This window comes from Peribacillus sp. FSL K6-5616 (assembly GCF_038008245.1).
Taxonomy (GTDB): domain Bacteria; phylum Bacillota; class Bacilli; order Bacillales; family DSM-1321; genus Peribacillus; species Peribacillus frigoritolerans.
The window spans coordinates 686,846-699,213 of the sequence record NZ_JBBOYT010000001.1; the positions used below are offsets into that span (position 1 = coordinate 686,846).

The 12,368-nt window shown below is 42.1% G+C and carries 15 protein-coding genes and 1 riboswitch; of the genes, 5 read left to right on the forward strand and 10 right to left on the reverse strand.

Translation table 11 applies throughout. The features are described from left to right. Window positions 1-55: 55 nt before the first annotated feature. The 4 genes from MHB45_RS03270 to MHB45_RS03285 all read right to left on the reverse strand — a co-directional run bounded on the left by MHB45_RS03270 (window position 56) and on the right by MHB45_RS03285 (window position 3,774). The gene (locus tag MHB45_RS03270) at window positions 56-1,162 is read right to left on the reverse strand and encodes an iron-containing alcohol dehydrogenase family protein (protein ID WP_048687412.1); all 1,107 of its coding nucleotides are present in this window, start codon (window positions 1,160-1,162) and stop codon (window positions 56-58) included. Window positions 1,163-1,224: 62 nt separating this feature from the next. Then, complete coding sequence (locus tag MHB45_RS03275; protein WP_048687410.1) at window positions 1,225-2,046, reverse strand: MetQ/NlpA family ABC transporter substrate-binding protein; 822 nt, start codon at window positions 2,044-2,046, stop codon at window positions 1,225-1,227. 56 nt (window positions 2,047-2,102) lie between these two features. Beyond that, entirely contained in the window at window positions 2,103-2,771 is a 669-nt protein-coding gene (locus tag MHB45_RS03280; RefSeq protein ID WP_340907355.1) for a methionine ABC transporter permease, read from the reverse strand. After that, window positions 2,758-3,774, reverse strand: coding sequence for a methionine ABC transporter ATP-binding protein (locus tag MHB45_RS03285; RefSeq protein ID WP_048687407.1), 1,017 nt, complete (start codon window positions 3,772-3,774; stop codon window positions 2,758-2,760). The genes MHB45_RS03280 and MHB45_RS03285 overlap by 14 nt, the downstream gene beginning before the upstream one ends. 69 nt (window positions 3,775-3,843) lie before the next feature. Next, window positions 3,844-3,948: riboswitch (SAM riboswitch) on the reverse strand. Between the two features lie 262 nt (window positions 3,949-4,210). On the opposite strand from MHB45_RS03285, the gene MHB45_RS03290 reads away from it, so the two are divergent. After that, window positions 4,211-5,035: an MBL fold metallo-hydrolase gene (locus MHB45_RS03290; RefSeq protein ID WP_340907358.1), complete on the forward strand. Its 825-nt coding sequence runs from the start codon at window positions 4,211-4,213 to the stop codon at window positions 5,033-5,035. 64 nt (window positions 5,036-5,099) lie between these two features. Here the strand turns inward: MHB45_RS03290 and MHB45_RS03295 are convergent, their stop codons facing one another. The 6 genes from MHB45_RS03295 to MHB45_RS03320 form a co-directional block, all read right to left on the reverse strand. Continuing rightward, window positions 5,100-5,288 carry a hypothetical protein gene (locus MHB45_RS03295; RefSeq protein ID WP_340907359.1) on the reverse strand — a complete coding sequence of 63 codons (189 nt, stop codon included), beginning with the start codon at window positions 5,286-5,288 and terminating at the stop codon, window positions 5,100-5,102. Window positions 5,289-5,373: 85 nt separating this feature from the next. Continuing rightward, window positions 5,374-5,577 (reverse strand): YheE family protein, encoded by a 204-nt coding sequence (locus tag MHB45_RS03300; protein ID WP_048687405.1) that lies wholly within the window; start codon window positions 5,575-5,577, stop codon window positions 5,374-5,376. A gap of 63 nt (window positions 5,578-5,640) precedes the next feature. Next, on the reverse strand, window positions 5,641-6,837 hold the full coding sequence (locus tag MHB45_RS03305) for a YheC/YheD family endospore coat-associated protein (protein WP_048687403.1): 1,197 nt from the start codon (window positions 6,835-6,837) through the stop codon (window positions 5,641-5,643). Then, window positions 6,834-8,201 carry a YheC/YheD family endospore coat-associated protein gene (locus MHB45_RS03310; protein WP_048687401.1) on the reverse strand — a complete coding sequence of 456 codons (1,368 nt, stop codon included), beginning with the start codon at window positions 8,199-8,201 and terminating at the stop codon, window positions 6,834-6,836. Before MHB45_RS03310 ends, MHB45_RS03305 begins: the two co-directional genes overlap by 4 nt. A 3-nt stretch (window positions 8,202-8,204) precedes the next feature. Further along, a complete protein-coding gene (locus MHB45_RS03315; protein WP_072272540.1) occupies window positions 8,205-9,275 on the reverse strand; it encodes a YheC/YheD family endospore coat-associated protein in 1,071 nt (356 codons plus the stop codon). Between the two features lie 3 nt (window positions 9,276-9,278). Next, window positions 9,279-10,304 carry a YheC/YheD family endospore coat-associated protein gene (locus MHB45_RS03320; RefSeq protein ID WP_340907362.1) on the reverse strand — a complete coding sequence of 342 codons (1,026 nt, stop codon included), beginning with the start codon at window positions 10,302-10,304 and terminating at the stop codon, window positions 9,279-9,281. 37 nt (window positions 10,305-10,341) lie between these two features. Between MHB45_RS03320 and MHB45_RS03325 the strand changes: the two genes are divergently transcribed. The 4 genes from MHB45_RS03325 (at window position 10,342) to MHB45_RS03340 (ending at window position 12,357) form a co-directional block, all read left to right on the forward strand. Next, window positions 10,342-10,548 (forward strand): hypothetical protein, encoded by a 207-nt coding sequence (locus MHB45_RS03325; protein WP_161798630.1) that lies wholly within the window; start codon window positions 10,342-10,344, stop codon window positions 10,546-10,548. A 240-nt stretch (window positions 10,549-10,788) separates the two neighbouring features. After that, window positions 10,789-10,926, forward strand: a complete 138-nt coding sequence (locus MHB45_RS03330; RefSeq protein ID WP_340907365.1) for a hypothetical protein — start codon at window positions 10,789-10,791, stop codon at window positions 10,924-10,926. After that, window positions 10,923-11,927, forward strand: a complete 1,005-nt coding sequence (locus MHB45_RS03335) for a DUF445 domain-containing protein (RefSeq protein ID WP_340907367.1) — start codon at window positions 10,923-10,925, stop codon at window positions 11,925-11,927. The genes MHB45_RS03330 and MHB45_RS03335 overlap by 4 nt, the downstream gene beginning before the upstream one ends. Window positions 11,928-12,000: 73 nt before the next feature. After that, window positions 12,001-12,357 carry a YlbF family regulator gene (locus MHB45_RS03340; RefSeq protein ID WP_034314741.1) on the forward strand — a complete coding sequence of 119 codons (357 nt, stop codon included), beginning with the start codon at window positions 12,001-12,003 and terminating at the stop codon, window positions 12,355-12,357. Window positions 12,358-12,368 lie beyond the last annotated feature (11 nt).

Genomic DNA, 12,368 nt, shown 5'->3' on the forward strand with positions numbered 1-12,368 from the left:
AAACAAACAAAGAGGAATCAAAAAAAAGCGATGGGGTAAAAACCCCATTGCTTTTTTAGTCCGTGGATTGGTTTGCATGGTTTGTGAGGATTTCAAGGTTTTCCATGGCGGCTGCCACTTTTTCCTTGTTGATATCAGGGAAGAGAAGATGGATGTCTTCACCTTCTTTGACAGAGTGGGCTGCAATTTGTTGAAGTTCGGCCTTATGTTCAACAGTCAGGCCAATATCAAGCCATGTCATCGGCAATTTAAGCACCTGGTAGATGGGCAGCAATTGTTTGATTTCCGAGAATTTCCCTTCTAGCACAAGCTGGACTAAAATGCCATATGCAACTTTTTCCCCGTGAAGTAAATGATGCGCTTGCGTGATGGAAGTCATGCCATTATGAATGGAGTGGGCACCGGCAACGCGCAAGTACTGGCCGCCAAACCCGCCAACAAGACCACTGGTGATGATGTTCGTTTCAATTACACGCTGCAGCGCATCTGTCCATTTCCCTTTTTCCAAATCAGCTAAGGCTTCCTCGCCATATGTCAATAAAACTTCCTGGCATTGCCTTGCGGCCAGATGGGCCAATTCAATACAAACGGACTTGGTGGCAAGCTTTTCGGCCAGTGCATTGCCCTCGTACCATTTCGCCAATGTATCGCCGATTCCAGCACGTAAATAGTTAATCGGCGAATTAAGAAGAATTCCTGGTTCGATCAATAACATCCAAGTGCTTTTTTCATGAATATCATAACGGACATATGAACCATTATCATCATAAATGACACTCAACGGTGTCCAGGCAGCGCAGGTGGAAGCCAAGGTTGGAATGAGGATGATTTCCTTTTGAAGCGAGTTTCCGGCCGATTTGGCGAGGTCGAGCAACTTACCGCCGCCAATGCCAATTAATGCATCTGCACCATGTTCAAGAGCAGCCTTCTTGACGCGTTCAATTTCCGGGTCACTGCATTCCCCGCCGTATGTTAAAAAGATCGTCTCAATATGTTCTAAGGAAGGAAAAAAGGGTTCAGTAACTTCCCAAGATTTTCGTCCATGAATAACGAGCACTTTACGAATGTTCCCTTTCCTCAGTTTCACTTCCAGGTTTTCAAGGACATTTGCTTTACAGGCGTAATAAGCGGGGCCGCTGCGGACCTCCAGTAAGGTATTCATATTTGCTCTCCTTAATGAAAGGCCTGTTCCCGGTAAAGGGGAAGCAGGCCTTGATTATTTGATCAATCCATCCAGTCTGGTTTTCCGAATCCGGCAAATTTGTCATCGATCACTTTTTCAAACTGGTCGGATTCCACTACTGATTTAATATCCTTGGCAAATTGAGCGTCTACATCTTTTGTATTCACTGCAACAACGTTTCGATACATATCCGGCATTTTTTCCAAAACTAGGGCATCCTTGAGGTCCATTTTCGCTGCAAGAGCAAAGTTGCCAGGGACCGCCGATAGGTCAACGCTGTCTGTTGCGCGGGGTAACTGAGCGGATTCCAATGGTTTTAGCTGGATGTTTTTTGGATTTTTCGTTACATCCTTTTCAGATACTTTTAAAGGGTCGACATTTGGATCGACTTCAATCAACCCTTCATCCACCAGCACTTTAAGTGCACGTGCCAGGTTAACCGGATCATTGGGCACTGCAAGGGATGTACCGTCTTCCACTTCTTTCAATGAATTATACTTATTAGAATATATGCCCATTGGCGCTGTTGGAACTATGATAAGGTCGGAAAGCTTTAAATCATTTTCTTTAGCGAAGTTATCCATGTACACTTTATGCTGGAAAAGGTTGGCGTCGATCGAGTTGTTGCCAAGCGACTTATTCGGCTGGATATAGTCGGTGAATTCGACGATTTCTATTTTGTATCCGAGATCTTCCAGACCTGGTTTGATGGCCTCCTTAACCATATCGGCGTACGGCCCGGTAGTCGCCCCGATCTTCAATTCTTTTTTGTCTTCAGTATTTGGGGATGCATCATCGCTCCCGCATGCTGCCAAGCCGAGTGCAAGTGCACAGACTGATAATAACGAAGCTATTTTCTTCATTTGAAATTCCTCCTGAGTAATGAAATGTATTGAGTCATTTAAAAAAATGATTGATCCTATTGCTTGTTAACTATGTATGAAACTTTGTCACCAACCATTTGAATGAGTTGCACAAGGCAGATAAGAACGACGATCGTCGTGATCATGACTGTGTTGTCATATCGGTAATATCCGTACCGGATTGCCAGGTCGCCAATTCCGCCACCGCCGATTGTCCCAGCCATTGCTGAGTAACCGATTAGCGAAATGGTCGTTAATGTCAGTCCTTGAATGATTCCCGGTTTTGCCTCTGGAAGAAGTACATCCTTAATGATCATCCATGGAGTGGCACCTACGGCAATTGCTGCTTCAATCACTCCTCTGTCTATTTCACGTAATGCCGTTTCAACAATCCTTGCAAAAAAAGGGATTGCGGATACGGACAGGGAAACAGAAGCTGCTCTTGGCCCTATCGTCGATCCCGTAAGTAGGTCCGTTAAAGGAAGGAGGGCGACCAAGAGAATGATGAACGGGATTGAACGAACAATATTGACTGCGAAACCGAGAGATCGATTCACGATGCCATTTTCAAAAAATAAATTCCTGGTTGTTGTAAATAGCAATACTCCAAGCGGTAAACCGATCAGCAGGGCTACTGCAAGAGAAACGCCGACCATATAAATCGTTTCAAGAAAGGCTTTATTAAGATCAGGTAAAATATTGACGATGGGATTAAGCAGTGACATGTTTTAACACCTCCACAGAACTGGAACGATTTTTTATATATTCCAATGCCGAATGAATTTGGACGGCATCGCCAATTAACTCGATGATTAAAATGCCTAAAGGAACATCTTGGATATACTCAATTTTACCGTGTAAAATATTCCCCTTTACTGCATGGGATTGGAGAGTATCCGAAAGAATCGACTCACCGGCGGTTTGCCCTTCGAATTGGATCTTAATAATCGTCCCTTCACTTTCATCAATCAAGTGCGAAGGGAGTTCGAAATCCAGTACACTGCTAATGAATTGCTTCGTTAATTCCTGTTTGGGCTGTGAAAATATTTCATAAACGGGTCCTTCTTCAATTACCCGGCCATCCTGCATCACGGCGACTCGGTGGCATAGTTCTTTGACCACTTCCATTTCATGTGTAATCAACACGATGGTGATACCAAGCTCACTGCTTATCTTTTTCAATAACTGTAAAATCGCTTTTGTAGTTGTTGGATCAAGGGCTGAAGTCGCTTCATCACATAATAGTACAGTGGGTTCATTTGCTAACGCGCGAGCTATGCCGACCCGTTGCTTCTGTCCACCGCTAAGCTGTGCAGGATAGACATCTTTCTTATCGCTGAGCCCTACGATTTCCAACAATTCCAATACACGTAACTTAGTCGCGTCCTTCGATCGATGCGCTGCCCTTAAGGCGAAAGCGACATTTTCATAAACGGTTTTTGAACTGACCAGGGAAAAGTGCTGGAATATCATTCCGATTTTTTGGCGTTGTTTACGAAGCTCTTTGCTAGATAAAGAGGTTAAATCAATGCCGTCGATAATGATATTTCCACCTGTCGGACGTTCAAGCAAATTCAAGCAGCGGAGTAATGAGCTTTTTCCAGCTCCGCTGTAGCCGACAATGCCATATATTTCACCAGTTTGAATGGTCAAAGATACGTTATCCACTCCGATAACTCGGTTTTTCTTCGAGACGTATTCCTTTCGGATTGAACGGATTTCAATCATGAGCTTTCCCCCTTAAAAATTAAAAAAGCTGCCTCTATCATTCAGAAAGAGGCAGCGAAATCATATCTCGGCTTATCTTTCAGAATGCAATCATTCTGCAGGAATTGGCACCGTTCCCTAAGGGCGGTTGCCGGACATCACAGGGCCTGATCCCTCCGTCACTCTTGATAAGTAAATTATTATTTTAGAATATTTCAAGTTTTATAATATAATCTATATTATTTGTAAAATCCGGCAATGTCAATCGTTTCTTTTATTTTTTTGTCATTAAATCTGGTACGGTCCGTTAAAACGATTCATGGAAAAAGCATTTTCTTCGAGGCTATTTATTCCAATATTTCCTTGTCAAAAAGGTAAAGTGGTACTACATTTATTATAGTAAAGTTAAAAAAAGGAAGGTAAAACTATTTTTGTACAATGATGGGGAGGAAACCGAATGATAGAGATCAAGACGATAAATGATGTGGTTTGCGTGCATGGGACTCCTGGCGGGAACAAGGGAGGGATGAGTGTGTATGTCTTTTTAACGGATGGCCTATTGATAGATACTGGCGCACAGATTTTATTGGAAGAGCTTATTCCATTCTATGAATCCGCAGACTTCGACTCAGTGGCCCTGACTCACTATCATGAAGACCATACGGGGGGCGCTGCCTGGATAAAGGAACATAAAAAGGTCCCTCTTTTCATTCACCCGATGTCGGTTGAGGTTTGTGCAAAGGATGCTGAATATCCTGAATATCGCAAAATTTTCTGGGGAAAGAGAGACGCCTTTAAAGCTGAGCCGCTAGGGAAGGCCATTCATTCCCGTACCCAAACGTGGGAGCCGATTTTTACCCCAGGTCATGCAAAGGACCATATGGTGTATTTGAATCACAAAAATGGCGTGCTTTTTTCAGGAGACCTTTTCGTAACCCCAAAAACAAAGCTTGTCTTACGGGAAGAGTCTGTCCCGGTGATCATCGATTCCATAAAAAGATTGCTTCAATATGACTTCGGGGAAGTGTTTTGCTGTCATGCTGGGCATGTTCCTGATGGGAAGGAGATGTTTCGAAAAAAACTGGATTATCTGGAAAACCTCCAAGGGGAAATTTTACGCTTGCATTCTCAAGGGCTGACCGTTCATGAAATCCAGCAGGTCGTTTTACCGAATCGCTATCCCCTTATCGAGATATCTGGGCATGAATGGGATTCAGAGCATATCATTACATCGATATTAAACGAAAATATTTTAAGTGCGAGGGAGAATGGGACTAGTTGAATGCTATCCGTTTAACGGCCTGACTGATATAAAAGAGAGCTCTCCATAAGAGAGCCCACATTATTCATTTATTGACATTGGGATCTGTTTCATCATAAAAATCATGTGCTTCTTCGATGTTCTGAAGGTTAACGACTTCATACACATTTCCGCCCGCCATTCCTTCATTGATGATACGGTCGATATCCAGGTAAACGGAGTCCTTGCCATCATATTCGGTATCCTTCAAAAATGTCATTTTTTCTTTATCCAAAAGAAATCCCTCCTAGCCTTTTCTTTAGTTTAGGCAAAGGAGTTTTTTTTATTCTGTTAAGCGATTTCATGAATGTAAAGGGGTTTCATTCATATACATGGAAGATCATTAAATCATGTATCATGCTTTTGAGTTTAGTTTCATCTGTTTCGGAAGGCGGATTGGCTGTCCACTCGATGGATCCATCTTTATGATACAAGGCTTTGATTGCCTGCTTGTTGAAATAAAAGGAAATTTTCCATCCTGGCAGATTCTTATGCAATGGTTCCCATTGAAAATGAGTGATCATATGTATTACCTCCATATATACTGTTTCTCATTCGATTATAATGGAAAACGGCAGCTGGAGGTGTTATTTTCTTTTCAGGTTGGAAAAAGTTAATTCAATGAAAAGATTTTTTAAATGCAAAAGCCTGTTTGTTTCAATTTCTTCTTCATCGAATTGCATCGGCTTTGAGTTCACTTCGTATATGAAAAGCGAGCCTGATTCGTCTTCCCCTATATCAATGGAAAACTCTCCGAGAAACCCGATCTTTTTTGAAAGTATCTCTCCGCATTTTTGGGCGATATTCGCTAATTTTAGATCCAGGTTTTTTGATTTAATGTCCTGATAAGGAAAAAGCTTTCCGCCTCGGGGAGTGTGGGTGGTGATTTCCTGAGTTTGCGACATCCTTACCGCTTTGCCGGTCACTTTATAAAAACCTCTTTCATAATGGACGAGAATCCGGTAATCATAACGATGTCCAAAGAGTTTTTTTGGTATGATCGCCTGTTGAGCAAGATAGCTCCTTTTTAATAAATCCCTTTTTTTTGTATCCCAGAAGGAAGCAAAATCAGGGAAGGACTCACTATGCTTTAAGCTATTGAACAATAGGGTATCATCATCATTTTTGATAATGGTATAAATGCCCTTCCCTTGGCTTCCTTTGCATGGCTTAAGGTATATATGCCTGTATGTCTCCAGGAAAGAATCAAGGCAACCGCTGTTTCGTAAGACCATGGTGGGCGGAAGGTGGTTGGTGAGGGATCCATCTTCAGTTAATGCTTCGAACATCACATATTTATCTATAAAACAGGGGTTGAATAGAGTCATTCGGTAATCTTTAAAATTTGTGATAAGATGTTGGAATTCCTCTGACGCCTCATAGCTCCTCCAGGGGATACGGTTATAGACGATGTCAGGGAAGGGCACCTTACATTCAATCCACTTGTTTGAAATGGAGGAAAAAAGATACCCTTTCATCGACTCGGAATGAAGGGCATTTCCTGTGAATACATACGCCAATATTCCATGTTGCAATAAATATAATGATAAGTCCCGAAAAAGGGTCAGGTTTCCACCCAAACCTGATTCCTTTTTGGGATTGGAAACAGTTAAAATTCCGATGGTAAGCATCCGGTTACCCGGAAACATTGTGATTGGAATTAGAGGTTGATTCGAATGGTTCTTTTTATAGCTGATTTCTTCTTCGGCAGAGCCGGCGAAAAGTTCCGCATTCTCATGAGTGTGGTGCCAATTCTCAGTGGGGATATCATAAAAAATGTTCATTGCGGCACTCTGATTGATTTTGTAATCGTCTGTTCCGTAAGATAAATGGCATAATCAAGGCTTAGCTTTCTGGTCAGCAATTCGAAATCCTTGAGTTTTGGATGGGAGAAGATGGAACGTCCAGGCTTGGAATTGGCTTCAAACATCCAAACCTGCCCTTTTTTATCCAATCCAAAATCAAATCCTATTTCTGCGATGATGCCGTCCAAGTTCTTTTCTATACTGTCACTTAAAATCAGTGCGGCTTCCGATAGCTTTCGTTCGACTTCTGTCGCCTCATCGTCATCTCCAAACAGTTCGGCAACCGTTTTGATGACACCCCCGCTTTTAATATGGGTCGTGACGCTGCCGGCGCCGGCGATTTTTGCGGCAATCGCGGTCACCTGCCATTTTCCATTACTGTCCTTGTTCGTATGAACCCGGAAATCCACTGGACGTTTTTCAGATCGAATTAATGGGATGCCCTGCTGCACGATCAGATTCTCGAGCGGGCGGTCGTGAAAAATGTGTTTAACGATCGATTCCAATGTCGAAAACCGTTGCAGTTTATTTTCTTTTGCTTCGTTTGTATAGCGGCAATAGTAAACATTCTCATGCTTATCATAAAGAATTTGGTGAATCCCTAGACCGAGGCTGCCATGAATGGGCTTTATATAAACTTGCCGGTAATGGGAAAGAAGGGTTTCCACCACGGATATGGATTGAAATGGATACGTTTCCGGCAAATAAGGCAATGCCCGCTCATCTGCGCATAACCTTTCATTTACATCCCATTTATTGAAAAATCCGGGGTTATACCATGGTATGGTATATATTTTTTGGAATTTCTGCTTCACTTCTTTAGGTCCATCACGGTTTTCCGTCAACCGATTTGGTAACCGGTCATAGATGACATTAGGAAAAGGAAATTCATAAATGTTCCAGTCATCTTTATCAAATACATAGCCTTTGATTGTCTCCTCATCCCAATTGATTACATTCTCTCCAAAAACAAAGGGAATACAGCCTGTGGTCTTGCTAAGCGAAAGGAGCTTTGCGAAAAATTCAGATCTCTCCCCTAAAGGTTTGTTTGAAATGCCCGTGAAGCCTGAGGAAAAGATTCCGACAAGCGGTCCGATATGGATGCTCTTGCCGTATATGAATAAATGAAGGGGAATATCGGTATGATCGAATAGTAGAGATTCCGCAAGACTTTTCGATAGCACGATTGTTTGATTGACGGCCGGGTTTTGTTTGACGATGGCAGGACATGAATGCCGTCCGAAATAAATTAATTCAATCTCTGCCAAATCTCCAAGCTCTGAAGGGTAGTAGAGAACATTGCCAGGGATAGCGGCAATTTCGGCAGGATAAGTCTTTCTCACTTCCTATTCACCTGCTTTCTGAAGCTGTTCGGCTAAATACTGGCTATACTGAAACGGTGCTCGATGAATATCTTTCATGGTCTCCGGCTGTAGTGCCTGAATGATTTTCCTACCAGGCTTCGAGTTAATGTCCATTATCCATATTTGGCCTTTTTTATCGATGCCTAGATCAATTCCCAACTCGAATAATCTTTCAAAGACAGCTTCGGTTTCAACGGGCAGGGTGCGAAGGATATGATGAATCTTTTGTTCGACAGCAATCGAAATCGTTTCCGGGTTTCTTTTGTTGAAGTTATCCAATGAAATGGCTTCCCCGCCTGTGGCAAGATTTGAAGTAATTCCGTCTTTTTGTCCCGTACGAATTCCGCGGCCCCGTTCCATCCATTGATTCTTCTCGTTTTTTTGAAGTAAAATCCGTAAATCGAATGGCTCATTATTTTGGGTGCAAAGTTCTAAATATGGCTGGCAAAGATAACGATATCGATTTAATAAATGCTGCAGCCATTTGTTAAGCTGAGATTTGGAGGAGAATGGGCGGTCATATTTGGTACCCTTTTTCGTCATGGAAACCAAAGTCCCGTCTTCGGTTTTTGAAAGGAGATAGATTCCTGTACCGCCTGCACCGAATTCAGGTTTGATGATGATTTTATCCAGGCGTTCCAAATGTCCTATAATATCTTCAGGTGTCGTCACTTGTACGGTTTCTGGAAAAAATGCCTGTAGGTGTGGATGGTTTTTTAGGATTTGGTACACTTCCCACTTACCAGGAAGTCCTAGTCCTAAGAAATTCGAGTTATCTTTTAACCACTCGATTTTGTGTCGCGTTTCCGTTGACTCACGAACTAAACCGTGAAAACAGCGATCATATACAAAATCAGGTAAATCAAAAGATGTGGCGATCCAAGTTTCGCTCTCGGCATCAAAACGCTCGCCCCTCACTTTTTTTAGATCCATATCAATATTTTCCGGTGAGAATTTGCAAACTTTCATATTAAATGATTTAGCGGTTTTGGCTATTTCGGTGAAGTAGTTGTTTTCATGAGTATCCGACGCGGCCATTAATCCTATTAACACGTGCTAGCAACTCCTTTTATGGATGGTTTTCGGGTAAAGGGCAAGCATGAAATCTATGATTGATTTTACTGATGGACGAAAGGTTTCATAGTTGCCTTGAAATTTTTTCGAAGGTTTTGAATTCACTTCGATGATCCATGGATGGGTATCGGTGTCCAGTGCTAAATCGATCCCTAGCTCACCGAATGAATCGTCAAGGTTTTCGACTAAGGCCTGTGCAGTGTTTTTAGCCAGGCGTACGAGCTTTTGATATATGCGGCTGGCGTCCTGAAGTTCAAATGCTTCTTTTAGAAAATCCGGCCCATTTTTCATCAATCCGCCTTGTGCAAGATTGGAAACAATAGTACCAGGATCCCCAATCCGGGCAACCATTGATGTAACTTTCCATTCAAGCTGTTCGTTCCGGTGAAGTAGTATGCGGAAATCAACTTTTCTCTGATCGGTTTCGAATAGGGAAATCCCTTTTTGAAGAATGAAGGATCGTTTTCTGGAAAATTTTTTTAAGGTTTCAAACAACTTTTCATCCGTATCAGCAAAATGTACATTCTGGAGATGTCCGGATTGCTCGATTTTCCATTTTCCAGCTACTTGCGTTAATCTGCAAATATTCCTGCCTTGGCTGCCTGATGCGGGTTTAAAGTAGATTACCGAATGCTTTTCTATAAATGTCAAGAAAGTTTCCTCTTCGTTAAACAGTATCGTCTCTGGTAAATTTGGCAAAAGCTCATCTTCTAAGATCAGTAGTTCGTGTACATCATGTTTGGAGAGGAACCTTCCGTTGAACATCGGAATCGACCGTTCCTCCAGTTCAGTTTTAAACAGCTTGAAAGAAGACGATTGCTCAAGTTTACGCGAATGTATCCGGTTATAAAATACATCAGGGATGGGGAGGGGCAAGGCTTTCCAGCCACCTTGCCCTGGCAGGTAGCCTTCCACAACCCCATCTTGAAGAGACTGCAGTTTAACTAAATAGAAGGGGATGCCCTGCTGGTTACAATATGTTTTCATTTCCTGATAAAATTTTTCCATCTCGCCGAATGTCCCGTCTTGCAAGGGAGTCTGGTTCATGAGTGAAGCGAAGAATGGTCCTATTTTAATTGACCTTTCATCCGCATGGTATGAGACGGAGATTGGATCGGAAAAAATGGGTAAGGATAAAATTTGGTTCATATCATATGAAAGTTTCAATGTAGGCTGGGATGACGCGAATGGCTGGACAAGTACCGGGACGGAACGGCATCCAGCCATTATCGTTACGGGTTCTCCAAATTGAAGGTCCCATTCCTCAAATAATTTTTCTTCGATAAACAATAGCGCCTTCTTTCTAGTCTCTGCGGGATTTACCGTAATGTAAACTTTCTGATGGTTAAGGTTCATAATAATTCCCCGTTTGCACTAAGTTTGATATCCTTTAATAATTAAATGATGGGCAAATGTGGATAACACATTCTATGATTTTTTAATTAGAAGGTGTCATCAAGCCTTTATTTCAAGCAATAAAAGGAGAAATTTCATGGGTGAGTTTTGGCTAAAGATACTGTTTATGGTCGTCGTTGGTGCAGTAATAGGTGGCTTCACTAATTTATTGGCTATCAGAATGCTATTCAGACCGTATAAGCCAATCCATACTTTGGGAAGCAGCTGCCGTTGACACCAGGATTGATTCCGAAGCGGCAGGATGAATTAGCTAAACAATTAGGCAAATTGGTGGTCGATCATTTAATCACACCAGAGAGCATTCAAAGTAAAGTCATCAATGATGCCTCTATACAGAATATGAAAATTTTCGTCCAGGCAGAAGTAAAGAAAGCATTGTCCACACAAAAAAGTACTGCTCAATTGCTTGATCAATTGGGAATGAAGAATTCTTCATTTACGCTGGAACAGCGATTACAAACATTCATTCTTGGTAAATATGAAATATGGTCGGGAGAGAACATGAGCAAGAGCTTGAAAGATATCGTCCCTCCGCACCTTCAGCAAAAAGCCCTCGACTCGATTCCTGATTTGTCACGTTTCATCGTGAAAAAGGGAAAAGAATATTTTGACAGTGCGGAAGGCAAACGCCGTCTTGAAGACATGTTGGATGATTTTTTCAAGGAACGGGGCAAGCTGATCAATTTAATTCAGATGTTCATTGGAAACGAAAAGTTAATTGACAAGATTCAGCCGGAAATCATTAAATTTTTTGAACAATCGCGAACGATTGATATATTGTCAGTGATGTTGGTGAAAGAGTGGGGAAATCTCGAGAAATGGGATATAGAGAAAATCGAGGGAATGATCGGGAGAGAAACGATAAAACAATGGATTACCGAAAAAACGGTTGAAATGCTGCCTGTCGCTTCGATCCTGAATAAGCCGGTTCGAGAATTGACTGCCAATTTCTCGGACACCATTGTGGAAAAGGGCGTTCCGATTTTTGTGGAAAAAGGTGCCGAGTACGTAATCAATCATTTCCAGCCGCTATTCCAAAAACTGCATTTGGACGATATCGTGGAAGAACAGGTTTCGTCCTTTTCTGTGTCCCGTCTTGAGGAAATGGTCGTTTCCATCACTAAGAAGGAATTGTCGATGATCACATACCTTGGGGCCTTGCTTGGTGGAATCATCGGTTTATTTCAAGGTTTCGCAACTGTTTTAATAGGATGACGTGTAATTCTCAATCGGATTTGTTATAGTGGAAAAGGTGTAGGAATACAATGATTACCGGGAGGGGAAATAAATGAGTAACGTATATGATGCAGCGTATGAAATGGAAAAGGCGATTAGGGCAAGCAATGAATATGCCGATTTGCAACGCTTATATGATCTTGTGAATTCGGATGAAGCAACAAAAGGAATGTTTGAAAACTTCCGTAATCTGCAGATGTCATTGCAGCAAAAGCAAATGATGGGACAGGAGATTGCACCGGAAGAGGTTGAGCAAGCACAAAAGACGGTACAGCTTGTCCAACAAAACCCAACCATTTCACAATTGATGGAAGCTGAACAACGGATGAGCATGGTCATCGCAGACCTCAATAAAATTATCATGAAGCCGCTTGAAGATTTATATGGCTTGCCAGAACAACAGCAATAAGCAGTTGGAGA